Here is a 16,164-nt window from a genome sequence, read left to right on the forward strand (position 1 = left end):
ATACCTTCAACCCGTTCAGGGTTGATCGTTCTGCCACAGGTTGCGCAGGCTATCGAGACGCTCCTGCTGGGTGGTTCCCGATAACGACTGCCCTGGCACGGCGTCAGGGTGCTGCAAGCGCAGCCATAACCAGCCATCGAGCACCGAGCGCTCACTGAAACCCAGCGCCAGCCCTTCCTGCAGGTGAGCCCACAAGCTGTTGTAGTCGGTGCCGGTGGATCGGCTCCAGCGCCAGGCATGCTGCTCCAGCAGGCAGGTCTGCAAGCTGTCTCGCTGACGCGAGCTGAGGTTTTCTTCGATGGCCAGCGGCCTGACGGCAAGCCGTGGATTGAACAACTGTTGCCAGCCCAGACAGCCAATGGCCCGATCGGCCCAAGTGCCGCCGAACCAGCGTAACTGATCGATCGGACCGAGCCAGCGACTCAGCTCCTGCGCATCGCAGGCATCGAAAAAGTAACTCGCCGTTTGAGGGTTGTAGTAACTCAACAAGGCCCGGTGATGCAGGCTGAAGGTGACGGTGAGCATGCGGCGCAAATGCTCCAGCAGTTGTGATGAAGAGGCTTCACTGACCAGCAGCAACCCGCCCCATGTATGCGGCTCACTTGAGTACAGCTCGGCGAGTGCCGGGCATTCGCGAAGGTCGACCAACACTGGCCCCTGCTCACGCAACGGATGAAACTCGGTGCCTTCGAACAGCCAGAACCATCGGACATGAGCAAACTGTTGCCGCAACATCGCACCGGCCTGAAGCACGCCCGGCACATCGAGCAACAGCCATTGCGGGGTCGAGTCGGGCGCCTGAACGGCAATCATGCCGCACCGCTCTGGCCAAGCTGCGTCGCTGCCCGGCAAGTGCATAAGGATTGCGCGCAATGACTGAAACTGCCCCCACCTGGCAGCAAACACAGGAGTACCAAGGGTTCGCTGGATTGCAGCAAGCCCAATAAACCATCAACCGCGCGGCTGGCTTCAGTGGTCGAGGCGGATAGCAGCTCGACCATGCCCGGCTCTGCGCTGGACGGTGCACCGGGAAGAAATCCGCTGATCAACGGTTGATCAGGATCACCTTCGATAAAGCTCACCAGCACTTGCGTGCCCTCACTCAAGGGCATGACACCCGCGCTTTCCAGCTCGCCAGACAACGGCAACCAACAGTGGCTGGGGGCTGCGCCTTCGCCCTGATATAGCCAGTCAAACTGCACGGCGACCGATCTGCCGGGATCGGGGCGAGATTCACCGACGTCGACTACCCATCCCCTTTGCAGGCTGTGCATCCTGGGTTTCACAACGGGATGAGCCGCGATGTAAGGCACCTCCTGCGCAACGACGCGCAGCTGGTTGCGATACAAAAAATCTGGCTGTTGTCCTCCCTGATGCTCGACATGGGTCACTAGCCAGAGACGATTCCAGTCCGCATACGGATGACCGGACAACGGCATCAGTTGACCGCTGCGCAGCGTTGGCAGGTTCGTCTGCCCCTCGGCAATCTGCCCGCAGCCATGAAGCTTGAACTGATGCACTCCCGGTCGTTCGCTCACATCCTCGAAGACCCTCTCTTCGCCACGGCGAAACTGCCCCGGACCGTCGCCCAAGACCAGACAATGCCCGCGCGTACGGTGCTCGAAGTAGTAATGAAGCCGCTCCTGGGCGCATAGACGCTGGAAAAACTGCAGGTCCGACTCCCGGTACTGCGTGCAGAAATCACGGGACGGGTAATCGCCGTTCAGGTCGAAACGACGATCCTTGCCGGCAATGCCGTGCTCCTTGAGAACCTGGGCGAGAATGTCCGGCACCGAGCGATCGCTGAAAATTCGCTGATTGAAGCGCTGGGCCAGGCAAGCAAGCCTGGGGCCCAGACGCACACGACAAAGCCTGGGCTCATTGCCATGGCCGGGTTGAACGAGGCCAAGCAACTGTCCGTGAATACCCTCCCCCTGCGGCCCGAAGTGCAAAAAGGCCGAGCGGTACAGCAGGCTTGCAAGGTCCAGTGTCGGGTCATCGTTCAGTAGATCCACGTCGAACGCAAAAGGCTCGCTGATCGCTTCACTACCGGTAAAGGTCAAGACCTCAAAGGGGTCGGCAAGACCCGCTATATCCAGACGAAATGACGGCTCGTTGACTGAATCGAACATCGGCGATTCTCTACAGGAGGGGCGGCCGGGGATTCTCGCTGAGAGACATGGCCGAGTAGAGTGCCGAAGTACAACTTAGGAAATGACCTACGCGAAAAGAAGACCACATCGCTTGGATTGCTCGGTATGTGGGCTATTTCGCGTGACAAAAGAGAAGCCCCGCACCAGGTCATCTGAAATTTCCGCAACCTACGGAGAAATTTCAGACAACCTGATGGGCGCGGTGCCCTACCTCAAGAAGACAGGTAAGACGAACGGGTCAGGCCCAGACGCAAGGCATCAAGGAACTGGGTGCGCTCGCTGGCGCTGATGCGGGCACTGGCGCACTTGTCGCGGTAGTGAGTCATCAGCTCTTCCGGCGACAAGTGCACGTAACGCAGCATGTCTTCGATGGTGTCGTGGGTTTCGATACCAGCGTGGTACACGCTGCCGTCAGCATTCTGATAGATGTTCACCGAGTCGGTGTCACCGAACAGGTTGTGCATGTCGCCAAGAATTTCCTGGTAGGCACCGACCAGGAAGATCCCCAGCAGGTAGTCTTCACCCTCGTTCAGACCGTGCACCGGCAGGCTGGTCTCGATGCTCTGCTCGTCGACGTACTGCTTGATCTTGCCGTCGGAGTCGCAGGTCAAGTCTTGCAGCACTGCACGGCGCAGCGGCTCTTCGTCGAGACGGTGCAGCGGCAGGATCGGCAGGACCTGGCCGATGGCCCAGGTGTCCGGCAGGCTCTGGAATACCGAGAAGTTGCAGATGTACTTGTCGGCCAGCTTGTCATTGAGTTCGTCGAGCACCTGACGGTGGGAACGCTGACGGGCCTTCAACGAGTTGTGCAGGCGGCGGCAAACGGCGAAGTAGCATTGCTCGGCCAGGGCTTTTTGCGCCAGGGTCAGCTTGCCATCGGCGTATTGGGTGGCCACGTCACTCATGTAGTGCGTGGCGCGCCAGTAGGTCTCGGTGACCATTTCGATGTCGGTCGGGCCGAGCAGGTCAACCAGCCACTGCACGGTTTCCGGCAGTTCTTCCTTGTTGTCGATCTTCGGCACGTCGTCGTTGTGTTTCTCGACGTCGGTCACCTGCACCACCAGCATCGCGTGGTGGGCGGTCAGGGAGCGGCCGCTTTCAGAGAAGATGTTCGGGTGCGGCAGGCTCTGCGCATCGCAGAATTCCTTGAGCATCCCGACCACGACACCGGCGTAATCGTCCATGTCGTAGTTGATCGAACTGGCGTTACGCGAGTGAGTACCGTCGTAGTCCACGCCCAAACCGCCGCCGACGTCGATGTGATCGACCGGCAGGCCAAGGTTGCGCAGTTCGCCGTAGTAACGAATCGCTTCCTTGAAGCCGTGCTGGTAGTCCGCCAGGTTGGCGATCTGCGAACCCATGTGGAAGTGCAGCAGGCGAATGCCCTGGTCCAGGCCAGCGGCACGGAAACGCTCGACCACCGACAGCAGTTGCGCCGCCGACAGGCCGAACTTGGATTTTTCGCCACCGGTGTCTGCCCACTTGCTCGACGCCAGGGACGACAGACGCACACGCAGGCCGACCTGAGGCTTGACCTTGAGCGACGCCGCTTCTTCGATCACCAGACCGACTTCGGATTCTTTCTCGATCACGATGAACACGTTGTGGCCCAGCTTCTGGCCCATCAGCGCCAGACGGATGAACTCACGGTCCTTGTAACCGTTGCAGACAATGGTGCCGCCCTTCGGCGCCAGCGCCAGTACCGCCAGCAGCTCAGGCTTGGAGCCGGCTTCCAGACCGATCGATACGTTCTGGGTGGCGATGATGTTCTCGATCACCGCTTCCTGCTGGTTGACCTTGATCGGGTACAGCGCGGTGTACTTGCTCTGGTATTCCAGGCGCTCGATGTTGGCGTCGAACGCACCGGTCAGCTGACGCACGCGGTCTTGCAGGATGTCTGGGAAACGCACCAGCAACGGCAAGGACAAACCGCTTTTGCGCAGTTGGTCGACTTGCTCGAACAGGTCGATAGGCGAACTGGTCGGGCCGTTCGGACGAACTTCGACGCGACCGGCGTCATTGATCGCGAAATACCCGGCCCCCCAATGGCGAATCCCGTAAACACTGCGGCTGTCCGCAACTGTCCATTGGCTGCCATCGTCTTTGCGTGTGCGTCTTACGGACATCGAAGTCCCCTATAAAGAAGTCATAGAGCGTCGCCTTGAGTTCAGGCCGGCGCAGTCTAAAGAATGAAAATGACGTTTCGTCAACGAGGGGGTAGACCTCGCTGACCGCAGTGAGTTTAGAAACCGGTCTTGAACAGGCTCTGTGAAAACCATGGAGACGACGCCAGACCAGAATGAAATCAGGACTGGATCAAGCCGCGGGTGGTTTTCACAGAGGCTGCTAGCCGCCGGACTTCTTCGCTTTGAAACCGTGTTTGATCAGCTCAGCCAAGAGTAGCTCGACATGATCGCCCTGGATTTCGATGATCCCGTCTTTCAACGCCCCACCGGTCCCACAACGTTTCTTCAACGTGGTGGCCAGTTCCTTGAGCGCGTCTTCGGCCAGCGGCACGCCGGTGATGGTCGTCACCGTCTTGCCGCCACGGCCCTTGCTTTCACGACGCACGCGAGCGATGCCGTCGCCGGCCGGGATAACGGTTTGTTTGCAGATGCAGGCATCCACCGGTTTACTACATTCCGGGCAATGACGACCTGCGTCGGTGGAAAATACCAGGCCACCAAGGGCGGCGAAGGATGCGGCTTTTTTGGCCACCGGCAATCCTCTTGGGAGGACAAAGACTGATCGCAACCTTGGGCAAGGTTATCGACCGCGAAGCCCCACTCAGGCAGGGGCAGCGCTACTGAGCCGGGCACTGCCGGTTCAGTTTGAAAAGGTCGCGCAGTGTAACGGCAAAAAGCCGACTTGCTAAGAGCCAATCGGCGCCAATTTACAGCTCTTTTGCGACGTCATCCCCTTGGGCGCGAAGATAGCGCTTCAGGGCTGCCAAAGAGTCCGGGCAGTACGGCTTTTGCTGGATTTCCAGCAGGACCTGATCGATCGGGATAAAGCGCGCTTCCAGCACCTCTTCCGGCTGCAGGATCAATGGGCCGTCCCACACCGCCGAAAACGCCGAACACCAAAGCCGATTGCCGGTGTCCTCGAAGAAAAAGTGATCGTGGGCGGTCAGTTCCACACCGCTCACCCCCAGCTCTTCTTCCAGCTCACGGGCCGCCGATTCGGCGTAGGTCTCGGTGGCCAGCACCATGCCGCCGGCCGCCACGTCCCAGTAACCGGGATAAATCGCTTTGCTCAGGGTGCGCCGGTGAACGCACAGCTCGCCGGCAGAATTGAACAGCATGATGTAGGTGCCGCGCCCGATCAGCCCACGTTCACGCAGGTCGGAGCGCACCAAGGCGCCGAGCAGGTTGTCCTGCTCGTCGACCCAGGCGATCTGTTCGGCATCGGAGGCCGCGCGGTGGGCGGCCTCTTTAGCGCTATCTACCATGACTCAGCCCTGATTGAGCAGTTGACGCAAGTCGATCACCGCGGCGTTAGCCCGGGAGATGTAATTGGCCATGACCAGCGAGTGGTTGGCCAGCACACCGAAGCCGCTGCCGTTGAGGATCATCGGACTCCAGACCGGCTCTTGCGAAGCCTCCAGCTCACGGATGATCTGGCGCACGCTGACCGTAGCGTTTTTCTTCGCCAGCACATCGGCGAAGTCGACTTCGATGGCGCGCAGCAGATGGGACAATGCCCAGGCCTGACCACGGGCTTCGTAGAACACGTTATCGATCTGCATCCACGGGGTTTCAACGACTTCTTCGTCAACCTGCGGCACCTGGCCGAGCGCCGGGACTTCGGTTTTCAGCGCGGTGTTGAGCTTGACCCGGCCAACGCTGGCCGACAGCCGTTGCGACAGCGAACCCAGACGAGTCCCTACATCACCCAGCCAGTTGTTCAGGTTGTCGGCGCGGGCGTAGAACAGCGCGCTCTTCTGGTCCGGCCCCGACAGGCGTGCCTGATAGCGGCTCAGGGAGTTGATGCCTTCCTGATACTCGGACTCACTGGATGGCAGTACCCAGCTCTTGTTGTCGAAGTTGAAGCGCGGCTCGGCCTTGGCCAGGTCGGCGTCTTCGGCGGACTGCGACTGGGAGCGGGCGAAGTCTTTACGCAGCGCACGGCTCAGGTCGCGGACCTGGACCAGCACGCCATATTCCCAGCTCGGCATGTTGTCCATCCACAGGCCCGGCGGGAAACGGTCGTTGGAAATATAGCCACCCGGTTTGGTCAGCAAGGTACCGGCGACGGTCTTGAGGGTTTCCACCGTGGTGTACCCGACCACCATCTGCTTGCCTTCTTTCTCAGCTGCCATCTGGGCATTCTGCTGAACCGGGAACAGCGCGGGTTCCTGGCTCCAGTACCAGCCCAGCGCGATAGCCACCAACAAGTAAAGGCAAATCAGAGTGGCCAGCGCCCGGCTGAACAACAGGCCACCAAAATAACTGCGGGTGGCCGATTTCGGTTCAGCGGCACGCTCAGGCGCGCTGCCCGTGCGGTTCTTCCAGTCCAGCATGGCGATATCCTTTCAATCACTTGAGTTCATCGGTTCGACTACAACCCTACGCCATCGTGCCTTATTTGCCGCGCATTAAATCCTGCGGGACACAGCGAGCCATACAATGACTGCAATCGAAGCCATCACTATAAATGAAGCACAGCGTTGAGCCTATGCGACCAGTCGGTCGGGAACTGAATGATGTCGCTTTGCAGATTATTGACATAGGACACTCATGCCATCGAAAAGAGGTGCTAGCATAGAGCCACCAGTCGATCTCAGCATGCACCCTAACTAGTAGTCAGGATATGACCGAGCCAGAAGACCCCAGCCGTGAGCGCCTCAAGCACCACTTTGCCCAGCGGGTAATTCATCAGGCACGTCAGATTCTTGAGATATGGCAACGTCTGCAACGCAATGAATGGTCCATCACCGACCTGTCGGAGCTGAGCGAGGCCAATCTGCGCCTGCTGCGCTTTGCCGAACGTTTCGAACAACCGGAACACACCCTGCTGGCCCGTCATATCGGCCAGTCGCTGGAGGCCGTCGACGCCAATCGCGGACGCCTGAGCAGCGGATTGATCACTGACCTCAACCGCCTGATGCAGCGTTTGTCCCGCACCGGCCTGCGCCATGGCGATCAGCTCGAACACACCTTTCTGCCACCGCTGCGCAAGCCGATCTACGTGATGCTGCAGGATCACGACCGGGCCGAACGGCTGGCCAAGCAACTTGAATTCTTCGGGCTCAGCGCCCAAGCCCTCGACAGCGTCGCCGCGTTCCGCGCCTCGATGGTCGAGCGTTTGCCGGCGGCGATCGTGATGGATGTCGACTTCAGCGGCGCCGGCATCGGCCTGAAACTGGCGGCCGAAGCCCAGCAAGGCTTGGAGCAGCCCTTGCCGCTGTTGTTTTTCAGCCTGCACGAAACCGACACCCCGACCCGCCTCGCCGCCGTGCGCGCCGGGGGCCAGGAGTTTCTCACCGGCACCCTCGAAGCCTCGAGCCTGCTGGAAAAGATCGAAGTGCTGACCTGCGTCGCCCAGTACGAACCCTATAAAGTGCTGATCATCGACGACTCCCGCGCCCAGGCCCTGCACACCGAGCGCCTGCTCAACAGCGCCGGGATCGTCACGCGGACCTTGATCGAACCGATCCAGGCCATGGCCGAGCTGGCGGATTTCCAGCCGGACCTGATCATCCTCGACATGTACATGCCGGCCTGCACCGGTACGGAACTGGCCAAGGTGATCCGCCATAACGACCGCTATGTCAGCGTGCCGATCATTTATCTGTCGGCCGAAGACGATCTGGACAAGCAGCTCGACGCCATGAGTGAGGGCGGCGACGACTTCCTGACCAAGCCGATCAAGCCGCGCCACCTGATCACCACCGTACGCAACCGCGCGGCGCGGGCGCGCAATCTCAAGGCGCGGATGGTGCGCGACAGCCTGACCGGTTTGTACAACCACACCCATATTCTGCAGCTGCTCGAAGACTGTTCATTCCGTGCCCGTCGCGAAAACAAGCCGCTGAGCTTTGCGATGCTCGACATCGACCACTTCAAACGGGTCAACGACAGCCACGGCCATCCCATGGGCGACCGGGTGATCAAGAGCCTGGCGCTGTTCCTCAAACAACGGTTGCGCAAGACCGACTTCATCGGCCGTTACGGCGGTGAAGAGTTCGCCATCGTCATGCCGGACACCGATATTGAATCGGCCTACAAGGTGCTCGATGAAATCCGTCAGCGCTTTGCCGAAATTCACTACCCCGCGCAGCCCCAGGACCTCTGGTGCACCTTCAGTGCCGGTGTCGTCGAACTGCACGAAGGCTCCGACAGCCTGATGATGGCCACACAGGCAGACGAGGCGCTGTACCGCGCCAAGGACGCCGGACGCAACCGAGTGCAAGCCGCGCGGGAGTCAAAGCAAAGTGCCACTTTTTCATCGGAATCGACCGATTCGGTCATAACGCTGTAACAGAAACGCAATAACTTCAGGCACTTACCATTCTGCCGTTGGTAGTCCGCAATGCGCCTGAAGCTGTTGACCAATCTCAATACCCTCCTTCTGGTCGCCGTGTGCGTGGCCCTCGGCGCTACCCTCTGGTGGTCGCAAAAAGCCCTGGAACGCCCCTATCTGTTGATGGAGCATTACCTGGGCCTGTCCCAGCAGTTTCAAAATGAAGTGGCGCGCAACGTCGAGGATTACCTGGCCAGCGGCGATGCCCTGCGTCTGAGCAGCGCCAGCCAGGCCATCGACAGCCTGCAAAAGGAGCTCGGCGAATTACCTCCGAGCCTGGCCGATACCTTGCGCCCCAGCCTGTCGAACCTGGAGGAGTTCAGCAAGACGGACCTGCTGGCTGCCGGCAAACTCGCCGGCGATCCACAAGCCCTGCTGTTGCAAGCTGAACGCGAGCTCGGTGCCAGCCTCGATCAGCTCAGCCAGTACGCCAACGGCAACGCGGCGTACCTGACGCCTTTGCTCGCGGCTTCCCAGCATCTGAGCAAGTTGTCTTTGGCCCGGGACAAACTGGTCAGCAGCGGGCGCAGTGAACTGGCCGCCGATGTCGAGCGCGAAGTCACCAGCATCCGCGTTCAGGCTGAACAATTGAACACTTTGCCGCTGCTGGGGGTGACTGCCAGCAGTGAATCGAACACCGATGACTTCTCCGCCATGATGGGCCTGGAGAACCCCGAGAAAGCCGTCGCCGAAGACGCCGGCGTCAGCCTCAAGCGTGAACTCAACAGCCTGCTCACCCGCTACCCGACTGAACTGGCACGCACGCGCGAACAGATCCAGAAACGCGCCGACCTCAGCACCGCGACTCACTTGAAAATCACCGCCGTGCAGCAGGCCATCGCCGGGCTGGAACCGGTGGTGCGCGCCCAGCACGGGCAGATCCAGGGTGAAGTGCGGCTGATGCAGGGAGTAATGATCGGGCTGATCCTACTGATCGCCTTGCTTATCGACACCTTGCAGCGCCGCCTGGCCCGAACCCTGACCAATCTGGCACCCGCGCTTTCGACCTGGGCCGAGGGCGACTTCAGTCGCGACATTCAACTGGGTGCGACCAACCGCGAACTGCATGACATTCAAGCTTCGCTCAATCGCTTGCGTGCCTATCTGGTAGACCTGGTGGGGACCATTCGCCTCAATGCCGAGCAAGTCGCCGGCAGCAGCCGGACGCTGGCCGAATTGAGCAATGACCTGCACAGCGGCGCCGAGCATCAGGCCGGCGACACCGCGCTGATCCGCGACTCTCTCGGTGAACTCGAAGCAACGATTCAACAAGTCGCCGGTGATGCCAGCCAGGCCGCGGACGCCAGTCGTCATGCAGGGCTGGCGGTGGAGCATGGTCAGAAGGTCATCGGCCTGAGCCTCACCGGGCTGCATGCGCTGGTGGGTGAAGTGCAAGGCAACGCGCAGATGATCGAACATCTGGCCGAAGAGTCGGCGACTATCGGCGGCGTGCTGACGGTGATTCGCTCGATTGCCGATCAGACCAACCTGCTAGCGCTGAATGCCGCCATCGAGGCGGCCCGCGCCGGGGAGATGGGCCGGGGATTTGCGGTGGTGGCCGAAGAGGTTCGTTCACTGGCGCAGCGCACCGCCGGTGCCACCGCCGAGATTCAGACACTGATCGCCGGCCTGCAAACCGCCGCGCGACAATCGGTCGAAGGCATGCGCGCCCAGGTCGAACACGCCGAAGCCACGGCCAACCAGGCCCAGGCCGCCGACGGTGCGCTGGATAAAATCGTCGGAGCGATCCAGACCATTTCCGACACCGCCGTGCGCATCGCCGATGTCACTGCCCAGCAGAGCGGCGCTGTCAGCGAAATCCGCGATCACAGTGAGCGGATTCATCAATTGGGTGGGGATAACTTGCTGCGCATCGGCGAGGGGCGTGAGCAAGGAGAGAATTTGCTGGTGCTGGGCGGACGGTTGCATACCGCCGTTCAAGCCTTCCGCGTCTGATAAATCGCCATCGCGGGCATGTTCACCACCCATTCCCCATTCTGCACACCAGCCCATCGTCCGCTATCATGCCCGCACCTCCAATACGCGAGATTGTCATGCGCCGTTTGCTCTGCCTGCTGTTTTTAGTGCTCGCCCTCCCGGCCTCCGCCGCCGGGTTGCTGGACAGTCGCCCCAGTTCCACCCTGGGTTCGATCAACAACAGCGCCGACTTTCTGCCGGTACGCGAAGCCTTTCAGTTGAGCCTGGTAGAAAGTACGCCGCAATCGATCAAGCTGCGTTTCGTCGCCACCGAGGGTTACTACCTCTACCGCCATCGCTTCCAGTTTCGCGCAGATCCGGCCGACGTTGGCCTCGGTGCGGCTCAACTGCCCAAGGGCGAACAAAAGCACGATGAATACTTCGGCGATGTCGAGGTTTACCACGGCATTCTCGATGTAGAACTGCCGCGCACCGATTCCCGCGCCTTTACGCTGGCCGTGACCTATCAGGGCTGCGCCGACAAAGGCCTGTGCTACCCGCCCGAGACCGAGCGCCTGAGTATTGATGGCAGCGGTGCCACGACCACAGCCTGGGGCTGGCGCGAACTGGCGCTGTTCTTCCTCGCAGGCCTCGGCCTGACCTTCACCCCCTGTGTGCTGCCGATGCTGCCGATCCTCTCCGGGGTAGTCCTGCGCGGGCAGATTGGCGGTTTACGTGGCTTCAACCTGTCACTGGCTTATGTGCTGCCGATGGCCATCTGCTTCGCCCTGTTGGGTGCATTGATGGGCATGTTCGGCGCACAGCTTAATCTTCAGGCGCGCTTGCAATCGGCTTGGGTGCTGGTGCCGTTCGCGATGTTTTTCGCAGTGTTTGCCTTGGCGATGTTCGGGGTGTTCGAACTGAAACTTCCCTACGCCATCAGCAGCCGCCTGGACCGGATCGCCGGGCGCACCGAAGGTGGCTCACTGTGGGGCGCGGCGGTGCTGGGCGTGGTGTCGAGCCTGCTGGTTTCGCCCTGCGTCTCGGCTCCCCTGGCCGGTGCGCTGCTGTACATCAGCGCCAGCGGCGATGCCTTGGGCGGCGGATTGAAACTGTTCATGCTTGGCCTGGGCATGGGCGCACCGCTGTTGCTAGTGGCGACTGGCGGCGCGGCCTGGTTGCCGAAAAGCGGGCCGTGGCTGATCTACGTGAAAAACGCGATTGGTGTGCTCTTGCTGGGGCTGGCGATCGGTTTGCTCAGCCGAGTATTGCCAGGCCAGATCACTTTACTGTTGATCGGCTTGCTCGCCGGTGGCGTCGGTTTGTTCATGGGCGCGCTGGAGTTTGTCTATAAGCCGCCGAGAAAACGCCTGGGGCAATTGCTGGGGATGTTTCTGCTGTTTTATGCACTGGCCTGTTGGTACGGCGCGTTCAGCGGTCAGTCCGATCCATTCAACCCCATTGGCCAGCCGCGCCTCGTCGCCAGCAACGAGCAGCAAGCGCCAATCGCCAGCACCTGGCAAACCATCAGCACTCCAGCCGAACTGGATCGCGTCCTCGCCGAAGCCAAATCCTCCGGCACGCCGCTGCTGCTCGACTGGTACGCCGACTGGTGCATCAGTTGCAAAGTCATCGAACACGAAGTGCTCAACGATGCCAACGTCGTCGAACGTCTCAAAGGCTATCGACTGATCCGCTTCGACATCACCGCCAGCAACACCGAACAGCGCGCCCTGCTCGACCGCTACAAGCTGTTCGGCCCTCCGGCGCTGATGTTTTTCGGCAGGGACGGCGTCGAACGCACCGATGTGCGAGTGATCGGCGAGATAAACGCCACGGACTTCGCCGAACGTGTTGCGAAAGCAAATGACCGGATTTAATCACCCGGTCACATATTTCGCGCAAACATCGGCCATCGTGCTGCCTATTGCATAGAACTGGACAGTCACAAAGTCTTTGCGGCATAGTCGCCGGGTTCTGACAATTGCACACGGATCACAAAGGAGCAGCAGATGGCGACCCTATTGGTTTTGCACGGCCCTAACCTGAACCTGCTCGGCACCCGGGAACCGGGCGTCTATGGTGCAACCACCCTGGCACAAATCAACCAGGACCTGGAACAGCGGGCGCGCAATGCCGGCCACCATTTGCTTTACCTGCAAAGCAACGCCGAGTACGAATTGATTGACCGCATCCACGCTGCTCGCGGCGAAGGTGTGGACTTCATTCTGATCAATCCAGCAGCTTTTACGCATACAAGTGTCGCGTTACGTGACGCGCTGCTGGCGGTGAGCATCCCATTCATCGAAGTGCATTTGTCTAACGTGCATAAACGCGAACCTTTCCGCCATCACTCTTACTTCTCCGATGTAGCGGTGGGAGTGATCTGCGGCCTTGGCGCCAGCGGTTATCGACTGGCCCTGGAGGCCGCACTAGAGCAGCTTGAAAGACAGGCAACGGCTTGAACAACAAGCGTTAAACGCCCCTGACCGACCCTTGGGAGTTGATGATTCATGGATATCCGTAAAGTTAAGAAATTGATCGAATTGCTGGAAGAGTCCGGCATCGACGAGCTTGAGATCAAGGAAGGCGAAGAGTCCGTACGCATCAGCCGTCACAGCAAGACGCCGGCTCAGCAGTACTATGCACCGGCTCCGATGCATGCGCCGGCACCGGCTCCAGTTGCTGCCGCCGCTCCGGTTGCTGCCGCTACGCCTGCGGCTCCAGCGGCTCCAACGCTGAACGGCAATGTTGCCCGTTCGCCGATGGTCGGCACGTTCTATCGCAAATCTTCGCCGTCCTCGCCATCCTTCGTTGAAGTTGGCCAGACCGTGAAGAAAGGCGACACCCTGTGCATCGTCGAAGCCATGAAGATGATGAACCACATCGAAGCTGAAGCCAGCGGTGTGATCGAATCCATCCTCGTCGAAGACGGCCAGCCGGTTGAGTACGACCAACCGCTGTTCACCATCGTTTGAATCGCGGAGAGCCTTTGATGACTGCGAAGTTGGAAAAAGTTCTGATCGCCAACCGCGGTGAGATCGCCCTGCGGATTCTGCGTGCCTGCAAGGAAATGGGCATCAAGACCGTCGCCGTTTACTCCAAGGCCGACAAAGAGCTGATGCACCTGGGCCTGGCAGACGAATCCGTCTGCATCGGTCCGGCCTCCGCCGCTCACTCCTACCTGCACATTCCGGCCATCATCGCCGCTGCTGAAGTGACCGGCGCTACCGCCATTCACCCAGGCTACGGCTTCCTTGCGGAAAACGCCGACTTTGCCGAACAGGTCGAGAACTCCGGTTTCGCGTTCATTGGCCCGAAAGCCGATACCATCCGCCTGATGGGCGACAAGGTATCGGCCAAGCACGCCATGATCGCCGCTGGCGTTCCAACCGTTCCGGGCTCCGACGGCCCACTGCCTGAAGACGAAGAAACCGCTCTGCGCATTGGTCGCGAAGTCGGTTATCCGGTGATCATCAAAGCCGCTGGCGGCGGCGGTGGTCGTGGCATGCGCGTGGTGCACAAAGAAGAAGACCTGATCTCCTCGGCGAAACTGACCCGCTCCGAAGCGGGCGCAGCGTTCGGCAACCCGATGGTCTATCTGGAAAAATTCCTGACCAACCCACGTCACGTGGAAGTTCAGGTGCTTTCCGACGGTCAGGGCCACGCCATCCATCTGGGCGACCGCGACTGCTCGCTGCAACGTCGTCACCAGAAGGTTCTCGAAGAAGCGCCGGCACCAGGCATCGACGAGAACGCGCGCGAGGAAGTCCTCGCCCGTTGCGTCAAGGCTTGCATCGACATCGGCTACCGTGGCGCCGGCACTTTCGAGTTCCTGTACGAGAACGGCCGCTTCTACTTCATCGAGATGAACACTCGTGTCCAGGTAGAGCACCCGGTATCGGAAATGGTCACCGGCATCGACATCGTCAAGGAGATGCTCAGCATCGCCGCCGGCAACAAGCTGTCGTTCACCCAGGATGACGTGGTCATCCGCGGTCACGCGCTGGAATGCCGGATCAACGCCGAAGACCCGAAAACGTTCATGCCGAGCCCAGGCACGGTCAAGCATTTCCACGCACCAGGCGGCAACGGCGTTCGCGTCGATTCGCACCTGTACAGTGGCTATGCCGTTCCGCCGAACTACGACTCGTTGATCGGCAAGCTGATCACCTACGGCGCAACCCGTGACGAAGCCATGGCGCGCATGCGTAATGCGCTGGACGAGATCGTTGTCGACGGGATCAAGACCAACATCCCGCTGCACCGTGATCTGACCCGTGACGAAGGCTTCTGCAAAGGGGGGGTGAACATTCACTACCTCGAGCACAAGCTGGCTGGCGAGAAGCACTAAGCTTCAGCCGGAACATGACAAGGCCGCCTTCGGGCGGCTTTGTTGTTTCTGGAGATGCCGCCCGGAAACCTTGTGGCGAGGGAGCTTGCTCCCGCTCGGTTGCGCAGCAGCCGCAAGACCATTCATCCGAGTTGTGTCAGACAGAGCCGTATCTGCCATTTTGGGACCGCTTCGCGCTCCAGCGGGAGCAAGCTCCCTCGCCACAGAGACCGACGTCTCCGCTATTGGATGGCAACCCGGTCGTCTTCTGCCGCGCGCTCGCGTAAACTTGCGCGCTTCTCGCAGCCCGCTAGGCTGCAATCTATATTTTTCAAAGGTGCCCGCCATGCCTTGGCTGCAAGTCCGTCTCGCCATCAGCCCAGAACAAGCCGAAACCTACGAAGACGCTTTCCTTGAAGTGGGCGCCGTATCGGTGACCTTCATGGACGCCGAAGATCAGCCGATCTTCGAGCCGGAACTCAACACCACTCCGCTGTGGTCGCACACACACCTGCTGGCCTTGTTCGAAGGCGGCACTGACGCCGCCAGCGTGCTGGCCCACCTGGAGTTGCTGACCGGCAGCCCGCTGCCCGAGCATCACAGCGAAGTGATCGAAGACCAGGACTGGGAACGCAGCTGGATGGATGGCTTCCAGCCGATGCGCTTCGGTCAGCGCCTGTGGATTGTCCCGAGCTGGCACGCCGCCCCTGAGCCTGACGCGGTGAACCTGCTACTGGACCCGGGCCTGGCGTTCGGCACCGGCACTCACCCGACCACCGCGCTGTGCCTGGAATGGCTCGATGGCCAGGACCTGAAAGACTGCAACGTGCTGGATTTCGGCTGCGGCTCGGGGATTCTGGCGATTGCCGCCCTGTTGCTGGGCGCCAAACAAGCCGTCGGCACCGATATCGATGTGCAAGCCCTGGAGGCCTCCCGCGACAACGCCGGACGCAACAACATTGCCGACGAGCTGTTCCCGCTCTATCTGCCGGAAGATTTGCCGCAGGTTCAAGCCGACGTACTGGTCGCCAATATCCTCGCCGGCCCGCTGGTTTCCCTGGCGCCGCAACTGTCCAGCCTGGTCAAGTCCGGCGGTCGCCTGGCACTGTCGGGCATCCTCGCCGAACAGGGCGAAGAGGTTGCCGCTGCCTATGCCCGGGACTTCGATCTGGATCCGATCGCCAATCGCGACGGCTGGGTACGCATCACTGGCCGTCGGCGCTAGAATGAGCGCCT

General features: G+C 60.6%; 13 protein-coding genes. 7 read left to right on the forward strand and 6 right to left on the reverse strand.

Features of this window, described 5'->3' with window-relative positions:
• Positions 1–15: 15 nt before the first annotated feature.
• From ACEN8R_RS21035 to ACEN8R_RS21060, 6 genes are all read right to left on the reverse strand, one after another.
• Complete coding sequence (locus tag ACEN8R_RS21035) at positions 16–813, reverse strand: DUF4123 domain-containing protein (protein WP_495624335.1); 798 nt, start codon at positions 811–813, stop codon at positions 16–18.
• Positions 810–2,132, reverse strand: a complete 1,323-nt coding sequence (locus tag ACEN8R_RS21040; protein ID WP_086944040.1) for a contractile injection system protein, VgrG/Pvc8 family — start codon at positions 2,130–2,132, stop codon at positions 810–812. Before ACEN8R_RS21040 ends, ACEN8R_RS21035 begins: the two co-directional genes overlap by 4 nt.
• Positions 2,133–2,365: 233 nt before the next feature.
• A complete protein-coding gene (gene speA / locus ACEN8R_RS21045; RefSeq protein ID WP_018928415.1) occupies positions 2,366–4,279 on the reverse strand; it encodes an arginine decarboxylase in 1,914 nt (637 codons plus the stop codon).
• 220 nt (positions 4,280–4,499) lie between these two features.
• Positions 4,500–4,871 (reverse strand): translation initiation factor Sui1, encoded by a 372-nt coding sequence (locus ACEN8R_RS21050; RefSeq protein WP_007914613.1) that lies wholly within the window; start codon positions 4,869–4,871, stop codon positions 4,500–4,502.
• Between the two features lie 175 nt (positions 4,872–5,046).
• Positions 5,047–5,604 (reverse strand): NUDIX hydrolase, encoded by a 558-nt coding sequence (locus ACEN8R_RS21055; protein ID WP_019582277.1) that lies wholly within the window; start codon positions 5,602–5,604, stop codon positions 5,047–5,049.
• Positions 5,605–5,607: 3 nt separating this feature from the next.
• Positions 5,608–6,675, reverse strand: coding sequence for a DUF2333 family protein (locus ACEN8R_RS21060; protein WP_018928417.1), 1,068 nt, complete (start codon positions 6,673–6,675; stop codon positions 5,608–5,610).
• A 290-nt stretch (positions 6,676–6,965) separates the two neighbouring features.
• Between ACEN8R_RS21060 and gcbA the strand changes: the two genes are divergently transcribed.
• The 7 genes from gcbA (at position 6,966) to prmA (ending at position 16,153) form a co-directional block, all read left to right on the forward strand.
• Positions 6,966–8,636 carry a diguanylate cyclase GcbA gene (gene gcbA / locus ACEN8R_RS21065; protein WP_477812998.1) on the forward strand — a complete coding sequence of 557 codons (1,671 nt, stop codon included), beginning with the start codon at positions 6,966–6,968 and terminating at the stop codon, positions 8,634–8,636.
• 51 nt (positions 8,637–8,687) lie between these two features.
• Complete coding sequence (locus ACEN8R_RS21070) at positions 8,688–10,634, forward strand: methyl-accepting chemotaxis protein (protein ID WP_495624336.1); 1,947 nt, start codon at positions 8,688–8,690, stop codon at positions 10,632–10,634.
• A gap of 98 nt (positions 10,635–10,732) precedes the next feature.
• A complete protein-coding gene (locus ACEN8R_RS21075; RefSeq protein WP_018928420.1) occupies positions 10,733–12,475 on the forward strand; it encodes a protein-disulfide reductase DsbD in 1,743 nt (580 codons plus the stop codon).
• A gap of 132 nt (positions 12,476–12,607) precedes the next feature.
• On the forward strand, positions 12,608–13,060 hold the full coding sequence (gene aroQ / locus ACEN8R_RS21080; RefSeq protein WP_007937215.1) for a type II 3-dehydroquinate dehydratase: 453 nt from the start codon (positions 12,608–12,610) through the stop codon (positions 13,058–13,060).
• 48 nt (positions 13,061–13,108) lie between these two features.
• On the forward strand, positions 13,109–13,573 hold the full coding sequence (gene accB, locus ACEN8R_RS21085) for an acetyl-CoA carboxylase biotin carboxyl carrier protein (RefSeq protein ID WP_495624337.1): 465 nt from the start codon (positions 13,109–13,111) through the stop codon (positions 13,571–13,573).
• Positions 13,574–13,590: 17 nt separating this feature from the next.
• Positions 13,591–14,949 (forward strand): acetyl-CoA carboxylase biotin carboxylase subunit, encoded by a 1,359-nt coding sequence (gene accC / locus ACEN8R_RS21090; RefSeq protein WP_018928422.1) that lies wholly within the window; start codon positions 13,591–13,593, stop codon positions 14,947–14,949.
• Positions 14,950–15,274: 325 nt separating this feature from the next.
• Complete coding sequence (gene prmA, locus ACEN8R_RS21095; RefSeq protein WP_018928423.1) at positions 15,275–16,153, forward strand: 50S ribosomal protein L11 methyltransferase; 879 nt, start codon at positions 15,275–15,277, stop codon at positions 16,151–16,153.
• Positions 16,154–16,164 lie beyond the last annotated feature (11 nt).

Source organism: Pseudomonas sp. Pseusp15, assembly GCF_059492165.1.